Origin of the sequence: Pseudomonas nitroreducens, assembly GCF_010994165.1 — a bacterium.
GTDB lineage: Bacteria > Pseudomonadota > Gammaproteobacteria > Pseudomonadales > Pseudomonadaceae > Pseudomonas > Pseudomonas nitroreducens.
The window spans coordinates 887,614-913,128 of record NZ_WMBX01000002.1 but is presented as its reverse complement, the minus strand read 5'-3'; the positions used below and the strand labels follow the sequence as shown (position 1 = coordinate 913,128).

Below are 25,515 nucleotides of genomic sequence, written 5' to 3'. Positions count from 1 at the left end.
GTTTTGCATTCGGGCATTCACTTCTTCAACGGCGTGAGCACCGGTGCGCCTTCGTCCAGCAGCATCCACACCAGCAACTTGGCCGGCTTCTTGTCGCTGGCGTTGCGCGAGACCAGGTGCGGCGTGTTCGGTGCTTCGTACCAGGACTGGCCGGCCCGGTAGGTCACCGGCTTCTGCCCTTCGAGCTGGGAGATCACCGCGCCCTCGAGTACGTAGGCAAACACCGAGCCGCTGTGCACGTGTGCACCGGACGCCTGGCCCGGCTCGTAGGCAACCGTGATCATCAGGCCCTTCTTGCCGGCGGCATCGGGGAGCTTCTGCTCCTGCTGGACGTCGATTTTCTCCGGGTTGGCCGCATCACCATGGGCGAATACCGGCAGGCTCAGCGCCAGGCCGAGGCCGGCGGACAACAGTTTCAGGGATGCGGATGCGTGCATGGTGGGTACCTCGGGCAGTGGGAACGTGGGGTTCACGCTACGCCTCGGGGTGCATCGGACCAACAGCCAATTCCGCCGAAGATCGGGGTGCCATTGCGGCGCCCTTTCAGTGCAGTGCTGTGCTCGCGAACCAGCGCGTCAGCGCCCACAAAAAGCCCCGCACACTGGCGGGGCTCTCGGGGACGGCGGCGGCTCAGCCGAGCAGCGCGCTCAGGTCCAGCAGCCCGTCCTTGCGCGGCGGGCACCAGTAGTAGCCGCCGGTGAGCGGACGGCTGAAGCGGTACAACGCGTCAGTGATGCCGTCTTCCAGGCCGCTCATGCGGCGCAGTTGCACCTCGAAGGCGTCCAGGGTGCGGCCGAAGGCGAGGAACATCAGCCCCGCGTCCTGGCCCTGGGTCCAGGGCATGGAGCGGCGCACGATGAAGGCTTCGGGCTCGAAGCTCTCCTGCGCGGTGCGCTTGACGTGGGCGGACTCAGGCGCGTCGTCCAGTTCCTCGTTGTCGCTCAGGCGGCGACCCATGATGTCGTCGCGCTCGTGCTGCGGCAGCGCGGCGAAGTCCTGTAGCTGGTGACGCCACTGCTGGATCGCGGCGAAGCTGCCGCCGACCAGACCCGCTGCGTCGCCATCGACGATGGCGGCGGCAATGGCGTCGTCGTCGTGCGGGTTCTCGGTGCCGTCCTCGTAACCGGTCAGGTCGTGGCCAGTACCGTGGCGAAACGCTTCGGTGAGGCAGGTCAGTTCCAGCGCCGGGGCCAGCAGCACCTGGACTTCCTGCGTACGCAGCAGCAGCTCGCCGCGCTCTTCGCCGCGCAGCCAGATCCACAGCGCATGCGGGGTAGACGGGTTGTCCACGCCCACGCCGGAAATGGCCGGGAACTCGCGCAGCCCCTCGATGCGGCGCCCCAGCGCGCGCACCAGCGACTCACCGAAACCGACCACCGCGCCCTCGCCATCGGCGAACTGCAGCAGGCGATCCAGCGCGGCGGGCAGGTCCTGCAGCGATTTCACATCGAAGAACAGATGGCGGGCGTGGGCGGGAACCGGGGTGGCGAGAATGCCGGGCTGGTAAAGGCTCATGACAGCGTCCTTGATCGAAAGAGCGGCGATTCTAATCGCGCCGCGCACGAATCCAAACCGCTCTGTATCAAGGCTTGTGCAAACTTTCCCGGGTTGCCCCGGAATGCGCCTTGCGCCGCTGCCGATGGCGCCGCCACAGCTCCAATCCACCCACCAGCACCAGCACCGCAAGGAAGATCGGCAGCCGATACGGCCGCAGGTTGCCCAGCCAGCGCTCCAGCACCTCCCCCGCCCAGTAGCCGGCGCTGGCGAACAGCAGCGCCCAGCAGAAGGCACCGAGCAGGTTGATCAGCAGGAAGCGCAGCGGCCCTACCCGGCTCGCGCCGATCAGCAACGGCCCGGCCAGGCGCATGCCGTAAAGGAAACGCACGGAGAAGATCGCCAGCAGCGGATGTCGCTCGATCAACCCGGTGACCCGCTCCACGGCCAACCCACGCCGCTGCAGCCAGGGCAGCGCGCGGTCGCCGGCGCGCCGGCCGGTCCAGTAGAGCAACTGGTCACCCAGGGTGCCGGCCAGGGTCGCCCAGAACACCACCGGCACGTAGGCCAGCAGGCCCTGGTGGGCCGCCAGGCCGGCCAGGATGAGGATCGTCTCGCCCTCCAGCAGGCAACCGATGAACAGCGCCAGGTAGCCGTATTGGGAAAGCAATTGCGCCAGGTCGAAATGCTCGAACATGAAAGTCCTTGAAAGCGTGCCGTGCCAAGAGCCTAGCGGCTCCCAAGCTGTTCTGCTTATCGAACATGGACTGTAAAAAATAAAAGACTAAACAGTCACTTTTGATCGTTAGCAACCAATCAAATCAATCCTTTAGCGCAACCATTCGTCCAGCAATGTAATTTTTTTCGCTCATTGGCGATTCAAGTGTTTGACATATTTAACGGATTTGGCAGACTGCGGCCCGTTGTCGCAACTGGTTACGTTTTTCCGGCTCCCCTGCCTGGTGCACCGGATGACCTCGGCCGCGCAACACAACAAAAACAACTTTGTCAGTCGTGGCCCACCTGCCCGAGTTTCGTCTCGGCGGTACGGTTCCCGGCGAGCCAACGGAACGAACAAATGCTGATCTGGTTTGTAGCGGTGTATCTGGTGATCACCGTAGCTGTCGGTTTCTACGCCACCACCCGCGTGCACAACTCCTCGGACTACGCGGCCGCCGGTCGTAGCATGTCCTTCCCCCTCGTCGTGACCATGGTGTTCGCCACCTGGTTCGGCTCCGAAGCCGTGCTGGGCATTCCGGCCACCTTCCTCGAAGAAGGCTTCGCCGGGATCATCGAAGACCCCTTCGGCTCCTTCGGTTGCCTGATGCTGGTCGGCGTGGTCTTCGCCCGCCCGCTGTACCGCCTCAACCTGCTCACCATCGGTGACTTCTTCCGCAAGCGCTTCGGCCAACACGTGGAAATCTTCACCAGCCTGGTGATCATCATTTCCTACATGGGCTGGGTCGCTGCGCAGATCACCGCGCTGGGCGTGGTCTTCAGCGTGCTCTCCGACGGCGGCCTGACCACCACCCAGGGCATGATCATCGGCACCATCATCGTCCTGCTGCACACCCTGTTCGGCGGCATGTGGTCGGTGGCGCTGACTGACTTCCTGCAGATGATCATCATCGTCTGCGGCCTGTTCTACCTCGTCTGGCTGATCGGTGACATGGCCGGCGGCCCGGTCAACGTGATCAGCCACGCCGCCAGCGAAGGCAAGTTCACCTTCCTCCACGGCACCTCGGCGAAGGACATCGTAGCCTTCCTCGGCGCGGCAGTGACCATGATGTTCGGCTCGATCCCGCAGCAGGACGTCTATGCCCGCGTGATGTCGGCCAAGACCGAGAAGATCGCCCAGCGCGCCACCATGACCGGTGCCTGCTGCTACCTGGTCTTCTGCATGCTGCCGATCTTCCTGATCTACGCCGCCTCGATGATCGAACCGGAGATGGTCAAGCACTGGCTGGCCGAAGACTCCCAGCAGATCCTGCCGCACCTGATCCTGGAACGTACCCCGCTGTTCGCCCAGATCATGTTCTTCGGCGCCCTGCTCTCGGCCATCATGTCCTCCGCTTCGGGCGCCCTGCTGGCTCCGTCGGTGACCCTGACCGAGAACATCGTCAAGCACTTCCTGCCCAACATGAATGACCGCCAGGCCCTGCTGGCCATGCGTTGCAGCGTACTGGCGATGACCGTCGCCACCTGCCTGTTCGCCCTGCTGTCCAACGCCAGCATCTACGAGATGGTCGGCAACGCCTACAAGGTGACCCTGGTCGCCGCCGTGGTGCCGCTGTTCTTCGGCCTGTTCTGGAAGCGCGCCACTACCCAGGGCGCCCTGACCGCCATCGCCTGCGGCCTGATCGGCTGGGTCTCGCTGGAACTTGGCCACCAGGAAGGCGACTTCTGGCCGCCGCAGCTGGTGGGTCTGATCTGCAGCGCCGTCGGCATGATCGTCGGCTCGCTGGCCCCGCAGTTCAGCCAGCACCGTGGCGAGAGCGTGTCGGACATGGCCGCTGCCGCCGCCGGCAACTGATCGCGCCGCAGTTGAAGAAGAAGCCCCGCCTGTGCGGGGCTTTTTCATGGGCGGCGAATTTGCTGAGGTGTCCCCTGTGTCAGCACTCCCCCAATCGCGCCGCCAGGAAACCCCGGTACGCAACCTCCGGTTGAGCTCACCCTGCAGCTTCCTGCAGAGTTGCCGTCGAGGGCATGGGAGGCAGGCTTGGAGGCACGCCGCACGCCTGCGCCAACAATCGTGACGCGCTGTCTGCCGGGCGTGCTGCCCTCCCGGGCGGCTGAACCGCCCCGGAACAGGTGACTGGCGGCTCATCCCTGCCTATCCTGAACTTCGACCCGTCGAAGACAGACGAACCAGGCAGCCCGCCCCAGTACAGAGCCCGGCCCCATGGACAGCCACCTGAAATCGCGCCCCGGCGCAGAGAACTGCCCCCTCGTCGAAGCTCCCGGTGCGCCTCGCCCACCTGCGGTGGCCGCATGAAGCGCTGGAGCCGCAAGCCGCTGACCCTGCGGCTGCTGATCCTGCTCTTCGTCCTGCTCGCCGCCCTGGCGACCCTCGGCAACAGCCTGGTCGTGGCCTATACCGTGCAACGTTCGGCGCTGATCCATACCACCCTGGAGGCCAACCGCGCCTACGCCGCCAAGGTCGCCTCCAGCATCAGCGAGTTTATCGATTCGGCGCAGCGCAACCTGGCCTTCAGCGCCAATATCCTCGCAACGCATCAGGGGGATCGCGGGGTGTTGCGCGCCGAAGCGATGCGCCTGCAATCCCAGGACACTTACTTCAACTCCATCGCCATCGTCGATGCTCACGGCAAGGTCCTGGAGGCCTACCCTGACTCGCTGCAGATAGTCGGCACCACGCTGCGCTCGGTGGGTGTGCAGCAGGCCCTGCAACTCAAGCAGCCAGTGGTCAGCCAGGCGTATGTGTCCATCGCCGGCAACCTGGTGGTGTTCATCTCCCAGCCCATCGTCAGCCCTTCCGGCGAATACCTCGGGCTGGTCGGCGGCTCGGTCTACATCCTCAAGCAAAGCGTACTGCACACCATCATCGGCAGCCACTTCCACCACGAGGGCACCTATGCCTTCGTCGCCGACGCCAACCGCCGCCTGCTGCACCATCCCGAGGCCCAGCGCGTCGGCGAGCTGCTCAAGGGCAGCCCGACGGTGGAAGCCGCGTTGCGCGGGGAAACCGGCGCAATGGAGGTGCCCAACACCCAAGGCGTGGAAATGCTCGCCGGCTACGCCCAGGTGCCTGAGGCCAACTGGGCCGTGGTGGCGCAGCAGCCCCGCGACCTGAGCCTTGCGCCGCTGGGCCTGCTGATGAAGGACATGTTCTTCGGACTGATCCCCGCCAGCCTGCTCGGCGTGCTACTGATCTGGGGCGGCGCGCTGTTGATCACCCGACCGCTGCGGCAACTGGCCTACAGCGCCGAGCGCCTGTCGGCACCGGAAACACCGGGCGAGCTGCGCGCCATCAGGACCTGGTACCGCGAGGCCGCGGCCATTCGCCAGGCGCTGTTGACGGGCGTAGGGCTCATGCAGCAGAAGCTCGGCCGACTCAGCCAGGAAGCCCAGAGCGACGCGCTCACCGGTCTGGCCAATCGCCGCGCCCTCGGCGCAGCCCTGGCAGCACTGGAGCAGTCCGGGCTGTCCTACGCGGTGCTGCTGCTGGATATCGACCACTTCAAGCGAGTCAACGACAGTTGGGGCCATGACGCTGGCGACGAGGCTCTGCGGCGGGTCGCCGGCGTACTGCGCGACTCCTCCCGCAGCGAAGACCTGGCGTGTCGCTCCGGAGGCGAGGAATTCGTCCTGCTGTTGCCGGGAACCAACCTGGAAGCGGCCCGCAGCATCGCCGAGCGTATCCGCGAAACGGTCGCCGGCACACTGATCCCCCAGGTCGGCAAGGTCACGGTGTCCATCGGCGTGGCCGTGGGCGGCCGCACGTCGCTTTCCTCCGATGCCGTGCTCAAGCAGGCCGATCAGCGCCTGTATAGCGCCAAGCAGACCGGCCGCAACCGCGTCGTCAGCAACGACGATACCTAAGCTGCCACGACCAGCGCTGCCAGGCGTGACGCCAGTGCCCGCGCCAGGCCGGCGATTCGCCCGCCATCGTCCAGGCCGGGGGCGATGTAGATGGCCACGGGGAATGCCACGGCTCCGTCCAGGGGCAGTGGCTGGCTGCTCAGGCCCAATATGCCGACCATGCGCGCCGGTAAAGTCACTCCCAGCGGATGCCGGTCGAGCATCACGCGCGCGGCCAGCACGCTCTGCACCCGGCAGGCAATGTTCCGGCGCAGCCCGCGCAAGCCTAGCTGCAGGTCCACCGGACACAAGCCCGAGCGCCGGGCGGATACCTGAACCTGCGGCAGGCGCAGGTAGTCGACCAGGGATTGCGGCGGTTGCTCCAGCGCCGCGCCGTGGGCGAAGACGTAGTAGTCCGTCAGCACCGTGATGCGCTCGATGCCGTAGCCGAAGGGCACCACCTGATCGATGTCCAGCAGAATGTCCAGCTGGCCACCACGCAGTTCGTCGAAGGCTGCGCGGCGTTGCGGCTGGTAGAAGGTTACCCGCCAGCTCTCGCCAAGCCGCGCCAGTGCCGTGTCGAGGAACAGCGGCTGCAGGCAGTCGATGCAGCTGACCCGCAGTTCGGGCGTGGAAGGCTCGCGCCCCGGCACCTGACGCCAGCCTTCGCGCAGGCTCTCGAAGGCCAGGCGCACGTGATCGGCCAGCCGGTGCGCCGCCACGGTGGGCGTCACACCCAGATGGCTCTTGAGGAACAGCGGGTCGCCGCAGTGCTTGCGCAGGCGACTCAGGGCGTTGCTCACCGCAGGCTGGCTCAGGCCCATGAGTCGAGCCGCACGGGTGATGCTGCGCTGCTGGTAGATTGCGTCGAAGACCGACAGCAGGTTCAGGTCAAGATCGTACAGGTCGTGCATGGTCAGGTTTCGTCGTGCAGCAGGATCAGGCCGAGCAGCAAGCCGGCGATGAGTATTAGCGCCAGACACAGGCAGGCCACGGCGCAGCCGGTGCCGCCCTGGTGATCTCCGGCGAGCATTCGACAACTGCGCCGGTAGTGGCCGCCCTGCCCGACCAGGCAGACCAGCACGCAGCCCACCAGCAACGCCGCGGGTATCAGCGCCAGCACGGACAGCTCGGCGATGCGCCGCAGCACCATCGCCGCCAGCACCAGCAGAAGCAGCAAGGTTCGCATCCAGGCGAGCGTGGTGCGCTCGGCCTGCAATCCGTTATCGCGGTTCATTGCCGGAAGCCGATCAGCCCGGCAGCCAGTACGACACAGGTCAGTGCCAGCAGCGGCACCAGCAGCGGCACCGGCAAGGGCCGCCCATGGCGCAGTGCGCGCTCCACGCCCAACCAGCGCAATCCGGCGGCCCCGGCGGTCAGTAGGCCGAGACAAGCCAGCAGCAGCGCCAGGAAGGTTCGCGAGGATCCCGTCAGAGCGGGGCCGATGAATGCGTCCACCGCGACGGCGCCCGCCAGCAGCGCCAGGGAGGTGCGAATCCAGGCCAGGAAGGTGCGCTCGTTGGCCAGGCTGAAACGCGGGTCCGGTTCCTGGCCGCCGCCCAGCAGGCGGTCGGCCAGGCGGCTGCGGCCGCCCTTCATGGATGAAGGCTCATTGGTGTTCGCCCATCAGCGGATACCCAGTCCGCGCAAGGCGCCGGGCGAGTAATCCGAGGTGGTGGCGCGGAAACCGAAGTCATAGCCCCGCGGCTGCTCGTTGCTCATGTTCGAAGCGATGTAGCGCCCGGCCTGCAGGTCGTAGAACACCTGCGCGGCGGACAACAGCACCTGCGCGTCCGGGCGGTAGAAGGTGTGGTTCTCGCCGATCCGCCAGAGCTCGCCACGGCTGTCATACTGATCGTTCTCCACCACGGTCCAGCTGTCCTCGTCGAGGTAGAAGCGGCGCTTGGAGTAGATGTGCCGCGCGCCCGGTTTCAGCGTCGCCTCCACTTCCCAGACACGGTGCAGCTCGTAGCGGGTCGGCGCGGAGTCGATCACGCCGGGCTTGAGAAAGTCTGCATACTTCAGGCTCGGCGAGGCCAGGCGGTAGCTGTTGTAGGGAATGAAAAGCTCCTTCTTGCCGATCAGCTTCCAGTCGTAGCGATCCGGCGCGCCGTTGTACATGTCGCGGCTGTCGGCGGTGCGCAGGCCGGCGGTGGTCGGTCCGGCGGCGTCGTAGGCGTTGTCCGGTGCGCGGCGCACGCGGCGCTGGCCGGAGCTGTAGACCCAGGACAGGCGCGGCTGCTTCACTTGGTCCAGAGTCTCGTGGACCAGCACCACCTCGCCCACCTGGCGCGAGGGCGCGGTGATGCGGTGGCTGTAGTAGAACAACATGTTGTCCACCTTGCCCGGCTCGTAGTTGCTGACCTGATCGGCCATGGTGAAGCGCTGCTCGGTGGTGGTGATTACATAGTCGCCGCTCGCCTGGGGCGCTGCGCTGTCGTTGACCGACAACAGGCTTCCGCCGCGATAGCGGGTGATGTGGTTCCAGATCGCTTCCAGGCCGTTCTGCGGGATCGGAAAGGCCACCGCACCGTGGAAACCTTCGATGCCATTGCCGTCGTTCACCAGTCTGGCGCCAGTGGCGTTGTGCGCAGCCCAGCCTTTCACCTGCCCGGAGACGCCCGCGCTGCGGCGGCTGGGGTACACCGGCAGCTTGTACTGGCCGGGATAGCGCTTGAGCAGTGCAATCTGCCCGGCGCTGAGGTTGGCCTGGTACTGCTCGTAGTTGCTCGCATCGATGGTGAACAGCGGCCTGTCCGCGGCATAAGGGTCGGCCGGCGTACCGTTGCCCTGGATCTTCAGGCCGTCGCCGGATAGCCCGCCCTGCCAGGCCGGAATCCTGCCGTCGGTGCTGGCGGCACGCTCGGCGCCGATGGGGGTCAGGGAGACTTGCAGCTTGGCGGCGTCTCCGGCCGAGACGGCGGCACAGGCCTGCTGGAGCACGAGGGCCGAGCCCTGGGCCAGGAGGATGGCGGATAACACACAATGGAAGCGTTTCAAGAGGCAGGCTCCGCTTAGAAGTTGATGCCGACCGACAGCGAGACGAAGTCGCGGTCACCGCGAATGCCGTAGTCGCCATCGATGTAGTTGGTGTAGGAAATGCCGGCGTTGTAGGTGCTGTTGAAGTCCGCATCCAGCGACAGGCCGATGGCTTTGGCGCCCTCGTTGAAGCCCGAGACTTCCGCCGGCGCGTAGCCCTTCACATCGTGGGACCAGGAAATCCCCGGCTTGAGGTCGATGCCGGCGATGGCATTGGCGTAGTTCCAGATCGCGCGGGCGCGGTAGCCCCAGGAGAAGGACGTGACGAAGCCGTCGTTGTTGCAGTTCTCTGGTGTAGCCGAGTTGGCGATGCACACCGCGTTGTTGGCCAGTTCGCCGGAGCCGAAGGTGCTGTTGCGCCCATAGCGCGGGCCGCCGTTGCCTTCCAGGCCGCCGACGAAGGTGGCGCCCACCTCGCCCACCAGCACCAGCTGATCGGCGCCCATGACCTGGCTGACGCTCTGGGTGGCGGTCATCTGCGCCTGGGTCACTTCCTTGCGGCGGTAGCCGTCGGTGGCGTTGCTGTCGGCGTAAGCCACGACACCGCTGTTGTACAACGGCGTGCGCGACGGATCGCCGAGGCCGGACTGGATCAGGTCAGGGCCGTTGAACTGCAGGGGCAGGTTCGGCCGGTAGCTCAACTCGCCCTGCAGTGCAGTCCCACTGGACAACGTGGTGGCGAAGGTCAGGCCGTACAGGCGGATGTCTTCGGGGTACTCGACGAAGTAGCTGGAAGTGCCCATGCGCAGCGCATCGGTCAACGTCTTGCCGGCGCTGCTGTTCATCAGGCCGTTGCAGGCCGCTCCGGACAGACCGAGGTTGCCGCAGAGCTGCGGCACGAAGTCGGTGTTGGTCAGGTACGGGCTGCTGATCGAGCCGGTGTACGGCAGGCGGCTATGATAGTTGGCGGCGTAGGCGCCGAATTCGGTGTCCAGCGCCGGTACGAACCAGTGCAGCGACAGGCCCCACTGCCCGCTGTTGCGCGCGTCCTGGTCGGCGGCACGCTGCAGGCGGATGCCTTCGCTGGTCAGGTCCACGCCGAACGGCGTCAGCGCGCGCATCGCGGCGGCGTTGCCGCTGAGATTCCTGCCCACGTCCAGGCCGGAGCAGCCGTCGGGGATATAGTCATTGTTGGAGAAGAAGGTGCCGCAGTTGTCCAGGTTGGTCTGTTCCCAGTCCAATTGGTAGAAAAAGTCGGCGGAGAGGTTCTCGCTGAGGTTCTGCGTCACGTAGAACAGGTTCACCGGCACCAGTGCGTCCTTCACCTCCGAGCCTGGCCGGCGGATAGCCGACAGGTTGGTCGGGTTGACCACGTTCAGGCCGCCCTGGATGAAAGTGCTTTCACCCCAGTTCACCACCTGCTTGCCCAGGCGCACCGAACCTGGCTCATCGGCGATCTGGAAGTTGTGGTAGACGAAGGCATCGAGCAACTCGAAGCCGGCGGATTTGTTGGCGTTCTTGCGTCCGTTGTCCTCGACGTCCTTGAAGCGCTGGCTCTCGTCACGCAAGGCGTAGTCGTACCAGTAGCTGCCGCGCAGGAACACACCGCTGTCGCCGTATTTCAGCTCCAGGTCATGGCGGCCCTTGAAGATCTTCGAGAACACGTCGCCTGCGCGATAGTTGCGGCGGCCGTCATCGCCCGAGGCGCTGCGCATCAGGCGCTGTTCCGGGTTGTGGGTGGACAGGCTCGCGCCCAGCGACAGCGCGGAGTCGAACTGACCCTGGATTTCCCCGATGTCGAAGGTGAAACCCCAGGCGGGATGGCAGGCGCAAGTTGCGACCAATAGCCATGAACCTCGCACCATGATGCGAACTTTCGGCGTCATCACTCTTATCCTCTTTATTCTTGTTCGAGCGATCTGCAGGCAATACAAACTCATCCTCGAAAGCACATGAGGCAACATGAACTATCGATCTCAGATGATTGAATTATCTGGATATTTTGAAGAGAAGAATTATTCTTCGAATGAACTTCCAGGATACTTCCGAGATTGTTTTCTTATCGTTACCGTCCCTTGATTTGCTCGGATGAGTCGATACTAAATAGCCGCCGGACGACGAACAAATATCGTCTTCAGATGGGCCCCATAACAAACCGGCATGGCCGGAAAGGCACGACGATGACCCTCAAGCAGTTGCGTTACCTGATCGCCATCGCCGAAGCCGGCAGCTTCTCCGCCGCCGCCCGCAAGGCGTATATCGCCCAGCCGGCGCTGAGCCGGCAGATCGGCATGCTGGAGAGTGAGCTGGAAGTGCAGTTGCTGCTGCGCCAGCACGACGGCGTTGATCTCACCGATGCCGGCCGGCGCCTCTATGAGGTGGCCCGCTCGGTGGTGCAGAAGATCGATTCGGTGAAGGACGAGCTGATGTCCAGCCGCGGCGATCCGCGCGGGCGGGTGTCGGTGGCGATTCCAGTGACCACCTCTGCCCTGCTGCTGCCAACGATCATCCGCCGTGTGCAGGAGAAGTTCGCCGGCATCGAGCTTGTGGTGCGCGACGGCCTGAGCAAGGAAGGTGGTGAAGCCATCGAGCTGGGCAAGGTGGATTTCGGCATCGTGCCCAACGCCGAGGAGCTGGAGGGCGTCATTGCCGAGCCGATCTTCGTCGAGCAGCTCTACTGGGTCGGACGCCTGCCGCTGGCCAGCGAAGGCGACACCGTGACCCTGGCCGAGGCGCTCAGCCAGCCGCTGGTGATGCCGCCGCGCAGCATGCACCTGCGCCGGCGTATCGAGCAGGCGGCGATGTCAGCCGGGGTCGAGCTGAATGTGAAGTACGAGCAGCAGTCCGCCGTGGGAATCACCGGCCTGGTGGTCAGCGGGCTGGCGGCGACCATCAGCAACTGGCCGCCCATCGAGGTGGCTTCGCAGCCGCTGGCTCGGCGCATCGTCGAGCCGCAGATCGAGCGCACCGTTTCCATCGCCCACTCGGCGCACAAGCCGCTGAGCTTCGCGGCGTCCTGCGTGCATGACCTGGTGCGCGAGCTGCTGGTGGAAGCGGTGGCCAGCGGAGCGTGGAAAGGCGAGCTGATCGCGCGCTCGCCTCTGCCGGTGGTCAATCTCCTCGATTGACCGCGATACGCGGGGAAGCTCAGCTGGGGCTGAGCAACGCCATCGACAACTGCGCCCGCGAACGCTGCGGGCGCAGCCAGGCCAGGCCGACCAGTCCCGCCACCACCAGCAGCACGCCGCTGACCGCAAAACCGTGGGCGTAACCTGCTCCATCCAGGCCACCGGAGCGTTGTACCAGGAAGCCGGTGACGATGGGCGCGCTCAGCCCCGCCAGCGAGGCGAAGGCATTGCCGATAGCCAGGATGCTGCCGCGCTGCGCGGTGGGCGTGACTTCGGCAAGCATCGCCGGGCCCACGGAGTACATTACCAGCGCCAGGCCGCCGCTGAGGGTCATGTAGGTCATGCGCAGCGCCACCGGCAGGTCCGCCAGCAGGCTGATGGACAGCACGCCGCTGGCCATCAGGCAAGCCGAGACGAATACGCCCCTGGCCACCCGCGACGACAACCCGGCGCGCAACAGGCGCTGCGACAGCCACGCCATGAACAGGCTCAGCGGCATGGTCACCAGCACGAACAGGCCAAACAGCCGCCCGGCGTTCATCGCGCTCAGGCCCAGGCCGCTCTCCAGGTAGGCCGGCACCCAGGTCAGTGTCAGCGCCAGCGACCAGTTGGCGGCGAAGTGGCAGAAATAGTTGGCCAGCACCGTGCTGTCGCCCAGCAGACGGCGGTAGGGCAAGCGTTCGGCGCCCTGCCCGCTGCGTTTCCCATCGGCCAATTGACCTTCGCTACCGAGCAGGAGCCAGGCCACACACCACGCCAGCCCGAGCACCGCCAGCACGGCGAAGTTGCTGCGCCAGCCGTAATGGCTGCTGACCCACGGGATCATCAGCCCGGCGATCAGCAGGCCCATGGCGCTGCCCGAGTGCAGCAGCGCGACCGGCAGGCTGCGGCGCTCGTCCGGGAACCACTTGTACAGCGCATGGGTGGCGACCGGCGAAGCCGGCCCCTCGCCCACACCGAGCAGCACCCGGCAGGCCACCAGCGTCCATAGCGAAGTGGCATAGAGCATCGGCAACTGCACCAGCGCCCAGAAGGCGCCCATGCCCAGCAACAGCCAGCGGGTGGAGCGGCGGTTGGCGAGGAAGCCACCGACCACCGCGGAGAGGGAGAACAGCCAGTGCAGGCTGCCGCCGACCAGGCCGAACTCCGCTGGCGTCAGGTCCAGCTCCTTCATCATCGGCACCGCCACCAGGCCGGTGACCACCTTGTCGAGAAAGTTCACCAGCATCATTGCCGCCAGCAGGAAGGCGACCGTCCAGGCCCGGCGGGGCTGGTAGGCATGCTCTTTAGCAGAAGAATCTTGCATGTCGCTTATCTCTCTTGTTCTTGTCGGGTGCAGTGCCTGAGTGTCCCGCCGATCAGTCGGGCATCAGGATGCCCTTGGCGATGGTGTTGCGCTGGATTTCACTGGTGCCGGTGAGGATGCGCATCATACGGGTCGCGCGGAACAGCCACTCCACCGGATGGCCATTGATCAACCCGGCTCCGCCATGCACCTGCACTGCGCGGTCGGCAATGCGGAAGGCGGTTTCCGAGCTGAACACCTTGCACATCGACGACTGGGTGCGGATGTCACCGCCCCCGTCGTAGCAGGCCGCCGTGGCGTACATCATGCTGCGCGCGGCATACAGCTCTGTGGCCATGTCAGCGATCATGTGGCTGACCGCCTGGAACATGCCGATCGGTCGGCCGAACTGCACCCGCGAGCGCGCGTAATCCACCGACAGGTTCAGCGCCAGCTCGGCCATGCCGAGCATGGTCGCGCAATGCAGCAGGCGGTTCAGGGTGATGCGCCCCATGGCCAGCTTGAAGCCCTTGCCCTCCGCGCCGATGCGGTGCGCCACCGGCACCTTCACCCCTTCGAGGAGGATGTCACCGTGGGTACCGGGGCCGGACATCGCCTGATAGTCGGAAACCACCTTCGCCCCCGGCGCCGACAGATCGACAAAGAATGCCGAGATGCCTTCCGCGCCTTTGCCCGGCCCGGTCACCGCCAGCAGCACGGCGAAGTCCGCGTAGGGCGCGCCGGAGATGTAGCGCTTGGCGCCATCCAGTACGTAGTGATCACCCTCCAGACGCGCGCTGGTCCTGATCGCCGTGGCGTCGGAGCCAGCCTCAGCCTCGGTCAGGGCGAAACACACGGCCTTCTCGGCACGGCACACCGGGCGCAGGAAGTGCTCGATCTGCTCCTCGCTGGCCACGCGGAACAGGTGGCCGACTCGCGGCGGGCCGCTCAGCTCGCCCAGCACATGGGCGGCCAGCACCGCGCCGCTGCTGGCAGCGGCTTCCTTCACTGCGCACAGGTCGGCGATACCCAGGCCGGCGCCGCCAAGCTCTTCGGGCAGCATGATGTTGTAAAAGCCGCGCTCGCAGGAGCGCTTCCACAGATTGCGCAGCAGCTCGCGGGAGTGCTTTTCGCCAAAGCGGATGCCTTCGCGCTGCTCCAGCGGCTGCAGCTCTTCGCGCAGGAAGCCGCGCAGATCGTCGATGATCGCCTGCGCTTTGGCGCTGGGCTGAATACCCGGATAGCTCGCGTGCACGGAGCTCGTTTGCAGAGAGTCAGCTTGCATGGTCATTTTCCTCAGATCCGCCGATCCTGGTTCTGCCAGTAGGGCTCGCGCACCAGGCGGCGCACGATCTTGCCGTTGGGGTTCTTCGGCAGTTCGCCGACGAAGTCCACGCTGCGCGGCTTCTTGAAGCCGGCCAGCTGCGCGGCGCACAGCTCGATGATCCGTGCCTCGTCCAGCTGCATGCCAGGCTTGAGCACCACCACCGCCTTGATCGCCTCGCCCCATTGCTCATCAGGTACGCCAACCACCGCCGCCTCGAAGATTTCCGGCAGGCTGTAGAGCACCTGCTCCACTTCGGTCGGGTAGATGTTGAAGCCGCCGGAGATGATCATTTCCTTCTTGCGGTCGACGATGAACACGTAGCCGTGCTCATCCACCGTGGCGAGATCGCCGGTGAGGTAGTAGCCGTCGCGCATGACCTCGGCGGTCAGCTCCGGCGCCTGCCAGTAGCCCTGCATGATGTCCGGCCCGCGCACGACGATCTCGCCGATCTCGCCGGCCTTCACGTCCTCGAAGTCCTCGTTGACCACCCGCAGGTCGGTGTCGAAGTAACAGCGTCCGCAGGAAGCCAGACGTTTGGGGTCATCCAGCGCGGCGATGTGGTCCTGTTCGGTGAGCACGGTAACCAGTGAGCAGGTCTCGCCAGCGCCGTAGCCCTGGGCGAGGATCGGCCCGAACACCTGCATGGCACGTCGCACCAACGCCGGCGCCATAGGAGCAGCGCCGTACATCACCAGGCGCAGGCTGCTCAGGTCATAGGTTTCCACAGCAGGGAAGTTCACCAGGCGGTTGATCATTGCCGGCACCAGGAACAGACGGGTAACCCGTTCGCGCTCAATGGTCTCCAGCAGCAGGCGGTCGTCGTAACGCTCCACCAGCAGGTTGCAGGCACCGGCGGCCAGCAGCGGCAGGATCTGCATGCCGCTGGCGTGGGTGATCGGGCCGACGTGGGCCATCACGTCACCAGGGCCGGAGCGACCGGTGGGGCTGGCGATGCTCTTGCGCACCAGCGCCTTGCGGTTGCCGACGCTGAGCATGGCGGCCTTGAGCACGCCGGAGCTGCCGGAGGTGTAGTGCAGCACGGCCAGGGCGTCGTCGGCGGGGTCGCAGCTGATGGGAGCCTCCGAGCCTCGCTCGAGGACCTGCTCGTAGGGCACGTCGCCCCCCTCGTCCGCCAGCGGAACTATCAGTTGCAGGTCCGGCAGCTCGGCGCGTCGCTGGTCGATCAGCCGGGCGAAGGTCGCATCGGCGATCACCGCCTGGCTGCGCGAATCCTTCAGCACGCTGAGGACTTCATCGGCAGCCAGGCGCGCATTGATCGGCACCTTGACCATGGCGGTCTTGTAGAAGGCGATCTCCGCCTCCACCAGTTCGACACGGTTGAGCGCCAGGATCGCCACATGGGCGCCCGACTCCAGCCCCAGCGCCAGCAGGCCCGAGGCCAGTCGGTTGGTGCGGCGTTCGAGGTCGGCGAAGGTGATGCGTTGGCGGGAATCGACCACGGCTTCGCGGTCAGGCCAGTAAAGCGCGCTACGGCGCAGGATTTTACCCAGGTCCACTTGTTGTTCTCGTTGTCGGGGAAGACATCCGAGATGCTAAGAGCCGCGCGCCGCGTCCGGCCAATACCATAGGTCGATGCCGGCCATGCCGGAATGCGATGGCAGTCTGGCGTGCAGGACCGGGACCGTTCGTCCCTCGCCGCGAACGGCCGCGCGCGGCGCCGGTCTTCCGATCAGGCGGCCACAAAGATATCGCCGACTGCCAGTGCTCATACCGAGCCGCACACGCTTAACCACCCGCGCTGGAACCGATCTGGGAGGTGCGAACGATGGGCTGCAACGAACACCGCGATCTTGAGCGCACAGAGCGCCTTCGTCGCCTGCTCGACGAAGGCGCGCTGGTGGCTGACAGCCGTCAGGAAGTTCTCGCCCGCTATATCCTCAACCACGGTTTCGCCGCGCTTTCCGAGACGCAGCAGCAGGAATTCCACGACGATCTGCTGCCGCTGCTCGACCTCCGCGACCGCAGCGAAGGCCTGATGCCCCAGGGCAGCCTGGACTCTGCCATGGCCGAGCCCGGCATCAATGACCCGGGCAATGAAGACCCCGGCTCGCTGATCGAGGTGGAGGTCGCCGAAGGCCTGCGTCCGAAACGCCGGCCGACACGGCACTGACCTCGATTACGCACACAGCTATCGTCCTGAGCACCTGAGCAGAAGAAGCGCGCCATGCGCACAGGTATGGCGCGCTCCCGTAGGGGCGCAGCAGGCGGCTATTGCTCCGGCCGGGGTACCGGCTCCTCCGGAGGCTGCTGCATCGGCACCTCCTCGGGAAAGTCCTCGGGAATCTGGCTCTCACGGTCGGGCGGAGCTTCCTGTGGCTCCGGTCGCTGGGCATACGAGTGGGCGTGCATGACAGAACCTCCTGAGCATTGGCAGTCCCTATTGGGCTGCGCCCGGGACTGGGAGGTTCGCTTTTTCTACCCGCCGCTTTTCACTCGCAACAGCAGTGCCAGCAACTGATCGCGATCGAACGGCTTGGGCAGGCTCAGCAACGAGTCGGCCAGGGTATCCACCCGTCCGGCGTAGCCAGTGGTGAGCACGCAGGTCAGCTCTGGATAGGACTGGCGCACCTGCTGTATCAGCAGCATGCCGTCCATGTCCGGCATGGCGAAGTCGGTGATCATCAAATCGAACGCCGATTGCTCCAGCAACTGCAGGGCCGCTCGCGCCGAGTCGGTTCGCGCCGCCATGCAGCCGAGGTCGGCCAATAACGCGCTGGTGCCGGCCAGGACCAGCGCATCGTCATCCACCACCAGCACTCGCAGCGCCAATGGTTCGTTCGGTTCGGCCCGCACGACCGTTTGCGGGTCCTCCGCCACCTCCAGCCCCGCCGTCGGCTTCACCGCCGGCAACCAGATTTCCGCCGTAGTGCCCTGCCCCGGCGTACTGCGCAGCAGTAGCGCTCCACCCTGCTGCTGCGCCAGGCCGTGGACGATGGACAACCCCAGCCCGGTGCCCTTGCCGGTGGGCTTGGTGGTGAAGAAAGGCTCGGCGGCGCGACGCAGGGTATCCTCGTCCATGCCCTGTCCCGAGTCGGTCACAGCCAGGCACACGTACTCCCCCGGCGCCAGCTTGCCGCTCTGCTGCGGCCCGACCTGGGCGTTGCGTGCCGAAAAGGTGATGCGGCCACCGCCTGGCATGGCGTCCCGAGCGTTGGTGGCCAGGTTGATGATCGCCAGCTCCAGCTGGTTCTGGTCGCTCATCACGCAGTCCAGCTGAAGCGGAAAGCGGGTCTCCAGGCTGATGGTCGGGCCCAGGGAGCTGACCAGCAGTTCGCTCATGTCCTGCAGCAGCGCCGGCAGTTGGATCGGCTGCGGGAACAGCCGCTGCTTGCGGGCGAACGCCAGCATCCGCTGCGTCAGCTGGGCGCCACGGCGAGTCGCCTCCAGGGCATTGCGCCAGATGGTCTGGATCTTCTCATTATCCTTCGGTAACTGCCGTTCGAGCAGTTGAAGACCGCCGAGGATCACCGTCAGCAGGTTATTAAAGTCGTGGGCGACGCCACCGGTAAGCTGGCCCAGGGACTCCATCTTCTGCGACTGGATCAGCTCATCGCGAGCGCGCTCCAGCTCTTCCTGGGCGCGGCGCTTGTCGGTGATGTCGCGGGTGATCTTGGCATACCCCAGCAGCTTGCCGGTGTCGTCGAACACCGGATCAATGACGATATTGGCCCAGAAGCGCGAGCCGTCCTTGCGCATCTGCAAGCGCTCTTCCTCGTAGCGCCCCTCGGCCAGTGCAGTATCCAGGCTGGCCCGCGGGACGCCGGCCTGGCGGTCCTCGTCGCAGTAGAAGCAATCGAAGCGGCGGCCGATGATTTCCTCCGGATGGTAGCCCTTGATTCGTTCGGCTCCGGAGTTCCAGCTGGTGACATTGCCCTCGGCATCGAGCATGTACAGGGCATAGTCGGTCACGCCATTGACCAGCAGGCGGAACTGCTGCTCGCTGCGCCGCAGGGCCAGCTCCGTCTCATGCTGTTCGGTGCGGTCACGGGTGATCTTGGCAAAGCCCAGCAACTCGCCTTCGCTGCTGCGGATGGCGTCGATCACGACGTGGGCCCAGAACGAACTGCCATCGCGATGCAGGCGCCAACCTTCGCTCTCGTAACGACCGACCCGCGCCGCTTCGCCCAGTGCCCGCTCGGGCAGGCCGGCCTCGCGATCGGTGGGCGTATAGAACCGCGAGAAATGCTCGCCGAGGATTTCATCGGCGGCGTAGCCCTTCAGCCGCTGAGCACCGGAGCTCCAGCTACTGACCCGACCATCGGGGTCGAGCATATAGATGGCATAGTCGGTTACCGCCTCGACCAGTAGGCGGTAGCGTGCGTCTTCGACGAGTTGGGCGGTGCTGGCAGTCTTTTCGGGCATGAAATCTGCTCTCTTGGCTCATTGGAGCAAAGCATAGGCTCAGGCACGTCACTTCGAATGCCGCCGGACGGCGCTCAATCCAACGGCAGGTAGACGCAGAACTCCGCCCCCTGCCCCGGCTCGCTGCGCACCTCGATGCGGCCGCCGTGGGCCTGGACGATCTGTTCGGAAATGAAGAGCCCAAGCCCCAATCCGGCGACGCGGGTTGCGCCGGCGCCGCGCTCGAACTGCTGGAAGATGCGACGCTGCTCCTCGGCGCTGATGCCATCGCCGTGGTCGCGTACGCAAAGCTGTGCCTGGCCCCCGTATACCGCAACCGTCACCTCGACCGGCTGGCCGGGGCCATAACGCAGGGCATTGCTGACCAGATTGCTGATCACCTGCTCGATACGGTACGCGTCCCACACACCCTCTACCCGCTCCAGCGCGCTCAGGCTCAAATCGCAGCCGACAGCCTGGGCCTGGATGGCAAAATTGCCCAGCACGCGGCGGGCAATGTCGGCGAGATCAGCCGCTTCCGGGCGGATCGACAGCTTGCCGGTGCGAATGCGCGAGACGTCGAGCATGTCCTCGATCAGCCGGGTCAGGCCGACCAGTTGGCGCTCGTCGCGCTCGAAGAGCACACCCAGGCGATCCTGGGCGAAGTGCTCCAGCTTGCCCTTGGCCAGCTGCAACCGGCGCAGCTGGGTATCCAGCATCAGACCATTGAGCGGCGTGCGCAGCTCGTGGGAGACGATGGACATGAAGTCATCGCGCATCTTCACCGCGCGCTGCAGCTCCACCTGGGTCTCGCGCAGCTCCGCAAGCAGCGCGTCCTGTTCGGCACGTGCCTGCTCCAGTACCTTGCGCTGGCGGTAGAGGTCGACGAAGACGTTCACCTTGCTGCGCACCGCATGGTTGTCCAGCGGCTTGTAGAGGAAGTCCACCGCGCCGCTTTCATAGCCCTTGAAGGCGTAGTTCAGCTCGCGCCCGGCGGCAGTGACGAAGACGATGGGAATGTTCTTGGTGCGCTCGGTGCCCCGCATCAGCTCGGCCAGGGCGAAGCCGTCCATGCCGGGCATCTGCACGTCCAGCAGCGCCAGGGCGAACTCATGTTCCAGCAGCAGCGACAGCGCCTCGTCCGCCGAGGAGGCCTTGAACACCTCACGGCCCTCGCCCTTGATCAACGCTTCCAGTGCCAGCAGATTCTCCGGCAGGTCGTCAACGATCAGCAGTTTGCTTCCCTGGTTACGCAGCATGTCGGGGGCCCATTCGGAGCAGGAGCGCGTGAATCTCGCGCAAAGGGAGAATGTAGTCCGGGGCGTGCAGTGCAATGGCCGCTTCCGGCATGGTGGACACGGCGGCTTCGGCCGGGTCCTGGACGATGCTGAGACCGCCCTCGCGGTGGATGTGCGCAAGGCCTTCGGCGCCATCCTGGTTGGCGCCGGTCAGCAGGATGCCGGCCAGCGCGCCGCGGTAGGCATCCGCCGCCGAGTCGAAGAGGATGTCGATCGAGGGCCGGGAGAAGTTCCGCGGCGCCTCTCGGCTCAGGGCAAAGGTGAAATCCCGCTCGATGGACAGGTGGTAACCCGCCGCGGCGAAGTACAGCGTGCCCGCCTCAATCGGTGCCTTGTCGTGTGCCTCGCGCACCGGAATCTCCAGGCGCCGGGCGAACAGCTCGACCAACTGGCTCTCGTGGCTCTCGGGCAAGTGCAGAACCACCACCATGGGTAGGGCAAAGTCCGCCGGCAACCCGTCAAACAACTGGAACAAGGCATCCACGCCGCCCGCGGAGGCACCGATGACCACGGCCCGCACAGCTCGTTGCCTGTTCATCGCTTGCGGAACACCCGTTCGCGGCGGTTCACCACCTCGAACTCCGAGGCGAAGTCGGTGAAGTCCAGGCTTTCCTTGCTGCCCAGGCCGAGGAAGCCGCGGTGGCACAGCGATTCGTGGAACAGGCCGATGGCGCGGTTCTGCAACTGCCGGTTGAAATAGATCAGCACGTTGCGGCAGGAAATCAGGTGCGTCTCGGAGAACACGCTGTCGGTCGCCAGGCTGTGGTCGGCGAAGGTCACGTTGGCCCGCAGCATCTTGTCGAACAGCGCGCCGTCGTAGGCCGCCGTGTAGTAGTCCGAGAGCGAGCCCTTGCCGCCGGCGGCGCGATAGTTCGCGCTGGCCTGCGCCAGGTCGTCCACTGAGTAGATACCCCGCCGCGCCTGCTCCAGCGAGCGCGGATTGATGTCGGTGGCGTAGATCAGCGTGCGCTCCAGCAGCCCCTCTTCATGCAGGAGGATGGCCAGCGAATGGACCTCCTCACCCGTGCTGCAACCGGCCACCCACAGGCGCAGCGACGGATAGGTGCGCAGCACCGGCACCACCTCCTGGCGCAGCGCGAGGAAGTAGCTGGGGTCGCGGAACATCTCGCTCACCGAGATGGTGAGGTACTGCAGCAGCTCGTGGAACGCATGCGGGTCGTGCAGGATGCGCTCCTGCAACGCCGAGATACTGCGGCACTCGAACAGTTGGGTGGCATGCAGCACCCGGCGCTTGAGCGAGGTGCCGGAGTAGTCCCGGAAGTCGTAGCTGTACTTCAGGTAGATCGCCTCGATGAGGAGGCGCAGCTCGATGTCCTGGCTGCGATCAGGCATGTCAGATGCGCTCCAGCTTCGGTAACCAGACACGGATCAGGGAGAACAGACGGTCGAGGTCGATGGGCTTGGCCAGGTAGTCGTTGGCGCCGGCGCGCAGGCACAGCTCGTGGTCGTCCTTCATCGCCTTGGCGGTCACGGCGAGGATCGGCAGCTTGTTCCAGCGCGCGTCCTGGCGGATCAGGCGCGTCGCTTCGTAGCCGTCCATCTCCGGCATCATCACGTCCATCAGCACCAGGTCGATGTCGCCGACCTCAGCGAGTTTCTCGATGGCCTCGCGGCCGTTGCGCGCCACTTCCACGCGGGCGCCCTTGTGCTCCAGGGCACTGGTGAGGGCGAAGATATTGCGCACGTCGTCGTCCACCAACAGGATGCGCCGCTCCTCGAAGGCCCGGTCGCGATTGCGCGAGGTGCGCAGCATGCGCTGGCGCTCGCTGGAGAGTTGCGACTCGACCTTGTGCAGGAACAGCGTCACCTCGTCCAGCAGGCGCTCTGGCGAGCGCGCGCCCTTGATGATGATCGAGCGCGAGTACTTGAGCAGCTCGGCCTCCTCGTCGCGGGTCAGGTTGCGCCCGGTGTAGACGATCACCGGCGGGAAGGAGCAGATGTCCTCCTCGCCCATGCGCCGCAGCAACTCGTTGCCCTGCATGTCCGGCAGCTTCAGGTCGATGATCATGCAGTCGTAGATATTCCTGCGCAGCAGCTCCAGGGCCTGCTCGCCCTGCTCCACCGCGGTGATCTCGATGTCGTCGTCGCCGATCAGTCGCGAGACGCTGTCGCGCTGCAGCGGGTCGTCCTCCACCAGCAGGATGCGCTTGACCTCCTGGGTCAGCTTCGCCTCCAGCTTGCCGAACACCTCGCGCAGTTGCTCGCGGGTGGTGGGTTTGAGGGCATAGCCGATGGCGCCCAGGTGCAGGGCCGCTTCGCTGCGGTCTTCCACCGAGACGACGTGCACCGGCACATGGCGGGTACGCGGGTTGGCCTTCAGGCGTTGCAGCACGGCGAGGCCGGATTCGTCGGGCAGGTGCATGTCCAGCAGGATGGCGTCGGGACCGTGCTCGTCGGCCAGGCGCAGGCCCTCCTCGGCGCCCATCGCCACCAGGCAGCGATAGCCCAGCTCGTGGGCCAGGTCGTAGAGGATGCGGGCGAATTTCGGTTCGTCCTCCACCACCAGCACGCAGCGCTGACCGATATTGAGCTGCTCGCGGTCATCGGCAAAGGCAGCGGCGACGGGCGCATGGACCACCGGCGGGGTCATCGGGACTGGCGCTGCGGGGACGACCGGCGCGGGTGTGCTGGCCACATCGGTTTCGACCGGCGCCTCGTAGTTCAACGGCAGCAACAGGCTGAACACGCTGCCTTCGCCCGGTTGGCTGCTGACGATGATGCTGCCGCCCAGCAGGTGCGCCAGGTCGCGGGAAATCGACAGGCCCAGGCCGGTGCCGCCGTAACGGCGGGTGGTGGCGCCGTCCGCCTGCTGGAAGGCCTCGAAGATGCGCTGCAGCTGGTCTTCGGCGATGCCAATGCCGCTATCGCGAACATCGAAGCGCAGCCCCTCGGGCGCGGCGCTGACACGCAGCGAGACTTCGCCGGCATCGGTGAACTTGAAGGCGTTGGACAGCAGGTTCTTGAGGATCTGCTCGACCCGCTGACGGTCGCTGAACAGCAGTGCCGGAGTATCTTCGGCGACTTCGGCGACGAAGCGCAGGCCCTTGTCGTCGGCCTGCGGGCGGAACAGCCCCTCCACCGCTTCGACCAGGCGTCGCACGCTGGCATTCTCCGGGCGCACCTCCAGCTTGCCGGCCTCGACCTTGGAGATGTCGAGGATGTCATTGATCAGGTTGAGCAGGTCATTGCCGGCGCCATAGATCGACTCGGCGAACTTCACCTGCTCGTCGTTGAGATTGCCGTCCTCATTGTCCGCCAGCAGGCGCGCCAGGATCAGCGAGCTGTTGAGCGGGGTGCGCAGCTCGTGGGACATGTTGGCGAGGAACTCGGACTTGTAGCGGCTGGCGCGCTGCAATTCGTCGGCACGCCGCTGCAGGTCCAGGCGTGCCTGGTTCAGCTCGGTGTTCTTGCCATCGAGGTCATCGCGCTGCGCGGCCAGCTCCTGGGCCTGCTCGGCGAGGCGCTCGTTGGTCTGCTCCAGCTCGGCCTGTTGCGCCTCGAGGTGCGCCTGGGACTCCTTGAGCACCCGCGACTGTTCTTCCAGCTCCTCGTTAGCCGTCTTCAGCTCTTCCTGCTGGACTTGCAGCTCTTCATTGAGCTGCTGGGTCTCCGCCAGTAGATCCTGCTGGCGCTGGCGGTACTGAGCCGAGGCGATGGCGCTCCCCAGGGGCTCGGCGACGTTCTGCAGGAAGGCCTGGTCGCGCTCCTCCAACTGGCGCAGAAAACCCAGCTCCAATACACCGACAACGCCGCCATCGTTAAGCAGCGGCAGCATCGCCACGCTCACCGGCTGGCCATTGCCCAATGCCGAATTGACCTTCAGGTAATCCGGCGGCAGGCCGTCTACCATACGCAGCTTGCGCTGACGAGCGGTTTGGGCGATCAGGCTTTCGCCCGGGGCGAAATAGTCCTCGCCCAGCGCATGGGCGGCGAACCCGAAGGTGCCGGTCAAGCGCAGCCCGCCGTGATCATCACGCACGTACAGCGCCCCCACCGGGGACGCGACGAATTCACCCAGGAAGTCCATCAGACTGCGTCCCAGATTCGGCAGCGACTGCTGACCGATCAGTTGCTCGCCCAGACGACTCTGACCGTCGCGCAGCCAGGCTTGACGCTGCAGTTGTTCGTTGTGCAGCACCTGGCGACGCAGGGATTCGGCGTAGGAATCGGACAGGCTGACCAACTGCCGGCGCCCGAAGTACGCCAGCAGCGTGCCGACCACGATGCTGAACACCAGGTACAGTACAACCACCCCGGTCGACAGGCTGGTGGCGAACTGGTTGCGGTCGTGGCGCAGTTGCTGCTCGGTGTTGATCAACGAGGCGTACTGGGCGCGGATCGCGTCCATCATGCTCTTGCCGCGCCCGGCCTTGATCGCGTCGGAGGTATCCTCGCCCTGGCGGCGCTGCTCGATCATCTGCTGGGCGAAGGTCATCCACTCGTCCTGCATCGAGGTCAGGCGCGAGACCCGCTCGACCTGTGGCGGGTTGTCGGCGACCAGCTCCGAGAGGCTCTTCAGCCCGGCGTTGATCCGTGGCCGTGCCTGTTCCAGCGGTTCGAGGAAGCGCGGATCGCCCGTGATCAGGAAGCCGCGCAGGCCGCTCTCCTGGTCGACGCTCAGCCGCTGCATCTCGTTGGCGCTGGAGATCACCCGGTCGGTGTGCTCGACCCAACCGAGCACATTCAGCATGTACAGGATCAGCCCGATGAACAGCACCGCGCCCAACAGGCAGATGCCCAACGGCAGGGCCATGTTGCGCGCAAGGATGCGGCGGAAGGCGCTTTCGTCGGCGACGGGTTTCTGGTTCATACAGACGAATTCCCTGTTGGCTGCCCTTCCTGGATGCGGTCCGCCACCGGAGTGGCGCCTGCGACAGAGGCCAGGTAAGTACTTGAAGTTATTGTAAGAACATTCGTAAAACAGCAGAAATAATAACGCGAAGAGTTGTAGGCTACCTACCCAGCTGGCGAATTGACACGCGTTCTTGTGGGACGTTCGATCTATTTTCGACAGGGCTCGCCGCCGGAGCGCAAAAAAGTGGAATTTTCTTCCGCCGGGCGTTTCCAACCCCTGATAGG

20 protein-coding genes are annotated in these 25,515 nt (G+C 65.5%); 4 read left to right on the top strand and 16 right to left on the bottom strand.

The window, feature by feature from the left end; translation table 11 throughout:
* Window positions 1-17: 17 nt before the first annotated feature.
* From GJV37_RS12060 to GJV37_RS12050, 3 genes are all read right to left on the bottom strand, one after another.
* The gene (locus GJV37_RS12060) at window positions 18-437 is read right to left on the bottom strand and encodes a cupin domain-containing protein (protein WP_024762512.1); all 420 of its coding nucleotides are present in this window, start codon (window positions 435-437) and stop codon (window positions 18-20) included.
* A gap of 193 nt (window positions 438-630) precedes the next feature.
* The gene (locus GJV37_RS12055) at window positions 631-1,515 is read right to left on the bottom strand and encodes a Dyp-type peroxidase (protein WP_024762511.1); all 885 of its coding nucleotides are present in this window, start codon (window positions 1,513-1,515) and stop codon (window positions 631-633) included.
* A gap of 67 nt (window positions 1,516-1,582) precedes the next feature.
* Window positions 1,583-2,191 (bottom strand): DedA family protein, encoded by a 609-nt coding sequence (locus tag GJV37_RS12050; protein WP_024762510.1) that lies wholly within the window; start codon window positions 2,189-2,191, stop codon window positions 1,583-1,585.
* 381 nt (window positions 2,192-2,572) lie between these two features.
* Between GJV37_RS12050 and GJV37_RS12045 the strand changes: the two genes are divergently transcribed.
* Together GJV37_RS12045 and GJV37_RS12040 are read left to right on the top strand one after the other, a co-directional pair.
* Entirely contained in the window at window positions 2,573-4,027 is a 1,455-nt protein-coding gene (locus GJV37_RS12045) for a high affinity choline transporter 1 (RefSeq protein WP_024762509.1), read from the top strand.
* A gap of 458 nt (window positions 4,028-4,485) precedes the next feature.
* The gene (locus GJV37_RS12040) at window positions 4,486-6,057 is read left to right on the top strand and encodes a sensor domain-containing diguanylate cyclase (RefSeq protein WP_037013564.1); all 1,572 of its coding nucleotides are present in this window, start codon (window positions 4,486-4,488) and stop codon (window positions 6,055-6,057) included.
* Here GJV37_RS12040 and GJV37_RS12035 read toward each other — a convergent pair.
* The 5 genes from GJV37_RS12035 to GJV37_RS12015 are packed head-to-tail and all read right to left on the bottom strand — an operon-like array spanning window position 6,054 to window position 10,901.
* On the bottom strand, window positions 6,054-6,950 hold the full coding sequence (locus tag GJV37_RS12035) for a LysR family transcriptional regulator (RefSeq protein ID WP_193452550.1): 897 nt from the start codon (window positions 6,948-6,950) through the stop codon (window positions 6,054-6,056). The genes GJV37_RS12040 and GJV37_RS12035 overlap by 4 nt on opposite strands.
* A 2-nt stretch (window positions 6,951-6,952) precedes the next feature.
* A complete protein-coding gene (locus tag GJV37_RS12030) occupies window positions 6,953-7,273 on the bottom strand; it encodes a DUF202 domain-containing protein (protein WP_193452549.1) in 321 nt (106 codons plus the stop codon).
* Window positions 7,270-7,635 carry a YidH family protein gene (locus tag GJV37_RS12025; protein WP_193452548.1) on the bottom strand — a complete coding sequence of 122 codons (366 nt, stop codon included), beginning with the start codon at window positions 7,633-7,635 and terminating at the stop codon, window positions 7,270-7,272. Before GJV37_RS12025 ends, GJV37_RS12030 begins: the two co-directional genes overlap by 4 nt.
* A gap of 27 nt (window positions 7,636-7,662) precedes the next feature.
* Window positions 7,663-9,036 carry a DUF1329 domain-containing protein gene (locus tag GJV37_RS12020; RefSeq protein ID WP_193452547.1) on the bottom strand — a complete coding sequence of 458 codons (1,374 nt, stop codon included), beginning with the start codon at window positions 9,034-9,036 and terminating at the stop codon, window positions 7,663-7,665.
* Between the two features lie 14 nt (window positions 9,037-9,050).
* Window positions 9,051-10,901, bottom strand: a complete 1,851-nt coding sequence (locus tag GJV37_RS12015) for a DUF1302 domain-containing protein (protein WP_193452546.1) — start codon at window positions 10,899-10,901, stop codon at window positions 9,051-9,053.
* A 294-nt stretch (window positions 10,902-11,195) separates the two neighbouring features.
* On the opposite strand from GJV37_RS12015, the gene GJV37_RS12010 reads away from it, so the two are divergent.
* On the top strand, window positions 11,196-12,143 hold the full coding sequence (locus tag GJV37_RS12010; protein WP_193452545.1) for a LysR family transcriptional regulator: 948 nt from the start codon (window positions 11,196-11,198) through the stop codon (window positions 12,141-12,143).
* Between the two features lie 19 nt (window positions 12,144-12,162).
* Here GJV37_RS12010 and GJV37_RS12005 read toward each other — a convergent pair whose 3' ends face one another.
* Genes GJV37_RS12005 through GJV37_RS11995 form a run of 3 tightly spaced genes read right to left on the bottom strand, consistent with a single transcriptional unit; the run spans window position 12,163 to window position 16,272 of the window.
* The gene (locus GJV37_RS12005; RefSeq protein ID WP_193452544.1) at window positions 12,163-13,449 is read right to left on the bottom strand and encodes an MFS transporter; all 1,287 of its coding nucleotides are present in this window, start codon (window positions 13,447-13,449) and stop codon (window positions 12,163-12,165) included.
* Window positions 13,450-13,501: 52 nt separating this feature from the next.
* On the bottom strand, window positions 13,502-14,719 hold the full coding sequence (locus tag GJV37_RS12000) for an acyl-CoA dehydrogenase family protein (protein WP_223121863.1): 1,218 nt from the start codon (window positions 14,717-14,719) through the stop codon (window positions 13,502-13,504).
* 5 nt (window positions 14,720-14,724) lie between these two features.
* Window positions 14,725-16,272 (bottom strand): AMP-binding protein, encoded by a 1,548-nt coding sequence (locus GJV37_RS11995; protein WP_037013556.1) that lies wholly within the window; start codon window positions 16,270-16,272, stop codon window positions 14,725-14,727.
* Window positions 16,273-16,541: 269 nt separating this feature from the next.
* Between GJV37_RS11995 and GJV37_RS11990 the strand changes: the two genes are divergently transcribed.
* Window positions 16,542-16,886, top strand: coding sequence for a hypothetical protein (locus tag GJV37_RS11990; protein ID WP_193452542.1), 345 nt, complete (start codon window positions 16,542-16,544; stop codon window positions 16,884-16,886).
* Window positions 16,887-17,191: 305 nt separating this feature from the next.
* Here the strand turns inward: GJV37_RS11990 and GJV37_RS11985 are convergent, their stop codons facing one another.
* From GJV37_RS11985 to GJV37_RS11965, 5 genes are all read right to left on the bottom strand, one after another.
* On the bottom strand, window positions 17,192-19,138 hold the full coding sequence (locus tag GJV37_RS11985) for a hybrid sensor histidine kinase/response regulator (protein WP_193452541.1): 1,947 nt from the start codon (window positions 19,136-19,138) through the stop codon (window positions 17,192-17,194).
* A 74-nt stretch (window positions 19,139-19,212) separates the two neighbouring features.
* Window positions 19,213-20,376, bottom strand: coding sequence for a hybrid sensor histidine kinase/response regulator (locus GJV37_RS11980; RefSeq protein ID WP_065083822.1), 1,164 nt, complete (start codon window positions 20,374-20,376; stop codon window positions 19,213-19,215).
* Window positions 20,366-20,953, bottom strand: coding sequence for a chemotaxis protein CheB (locus tag GJV37_RS11975; RefSeq protein WP_037013542.1), 588 nt, complete (start codon window positions 20,951-20,953; stop codon window positions 20,366-20,368). Before GJV37_RS11975 ends, GJV37_RS11980 begins: the two co-directional genes overlap by 11 nt.
* A complete protein-coding gene (locus GJV37_RS11970) occupies window positions 20,950-21,768 on the bottom strand; it encodes a CheR family methyltransferase (protein WP_024762497.1) in 819 nt (272 codons plus the stop codon). Before GJV37_RS11970 ends, GJV37_RS11975 begins: the two co-directional genes overlap by 4 nt.
* 1 nt (window position 21,769) lies before the next feature.
* Complete coding sequence (locus GJV37_RS11965) at window positions 21,770-25,246, bottom strand: response regulator (RefSeq protein WP_193452540.1); 3,477 nt, start codon at window positions 25,244-25,246, stop codon at window positions 21,770-21,772.
* Between the last annotated feature and the right edge of the window lie 269 nt (window positions 25,247-25,515).

Coding starts and splice junctions, on each gene's coding strand:
- GJV37_RS12060 (WP_024762512.1), bottom strand. CDS start 437: ATGCACGCATCCGCATCCCTGAAACTGTTGTCCGCCGGCCTCGGCCTG.
- GJV37_RS12055 (WP_024762511.1), bottom strand. CDS start 1,515: ATGAGCCTTTACCAGCCCGGCATTCTCGCCACCCCGGTTCCCGCCCAC.
- GJV37_RS12050 (WP_024762510.1), bottom strand. CDS start 2,191: ATGTTCGAGCATTTCGACCTGGCGCAATTGCTTTCCCAATACGGCTAC.
- GJV37_RS12045 (WP_024762509.1), top strand. CDS start 2,573: ATGCTGATCTGGTTTGTAGCGGTGTATCTGGTGATCACCGTAGCTGTC.
- GJV37_RS12040 (WP_037013564.1), top strand. CDS start 4,486: ATGAAGCGCTGGAGCCGCAAGCCGCTGACCCTGCGGCTGCTGATCCTG.
- GJV37_RS12035 (WP_193452550.1), bottom strand. CDS start 6,950: ATGCACGACCTGTACGATCTTGACCTGAACCTGCTGTCGGTCTTCGAC.
- GJV37_RS12030 (WP_193452549.1), bottom strand. CDS start 7,273: ATGAACCGCGATAACGGATTGCAGGCCGAGCGCACCACGCTCGCCTGG.
- GJV37_RS12025 (WP_193452548.1), bottom strand. CDS start 7,635: ATGAAGGGCGGCCGCAGCCGCCTGGCCGACCGCCTGCTGGGCGGCGGC.
- GJV37_RS12015 (WP_193452546.1), bottom strand. CDS start 10,901: ATGACGCCGAAAGTTCGCATCATGGTGCGAGGTTCATGGCTATTGGTC.
- GJV37_RS12010 (WP_193452545.1), top strand. CDS start 11,196: ATGACCCTCAAGCAGTTGCGTTACCTGATCGCCATCGCCGAAGCCGGC.
- GJV37_RS12005 (WP_193452544.1), bottom strand. CDS start 13,449: ATGCAAGATTCTTCTGCTAAAGAGCATGCCTACCAGCCCCGCCGGGCC.
- GJV37_RS12000 (WP_223121863.1), bottom strand. CDS start 14,719: ATGACCATGCAAGCTGACTCTCTGCAAACGAGCTCCGTGCACGCGAGC.
- GJV37_RS11990 (WP_193452542.1), top strand. CDS start 16,542: ATGGGCTGCAACGAACACCGCGATCTTGAGCGCACAGAGCGCCTTCGT.
- GJV37_RS11985 (WP_193452541.1), bottom strand. CDS start 19,138: ATGCCCGAAAAGACTGCCAGCACCGCCCAACTCGTCGAAGACGCACGC.
- GJV37_RS11980 (WP_065083822.1), bottom strand. CDS start 20,376: ATGCTGCGTAACCAGGGAAGCAAACTGCTGATCGTTGACGACCTGCCG.
- GJV37_RS11975 (WP_037013542.1), bottom strand. CDS start 20,953: ATGAACAGGCAACGAGCTGTGCGGGCCGTGGTCATCGGTGCCTCCGCG.
- GJV37_RS11970 (WP_024762497.1), bottom strand. CDS start 21,768: ATGCCTGATCGCAGCCAGGACATCGAGCTGCGCCTCCTCATCGAGGCG.
- GJV37_RS11965 (WP_193452540.1), bottom strand. CDS start 25,246: ATGAACCAGAAACCCGTCGCCGACGAAAGCGCCTTCCGCCGCATCCTT.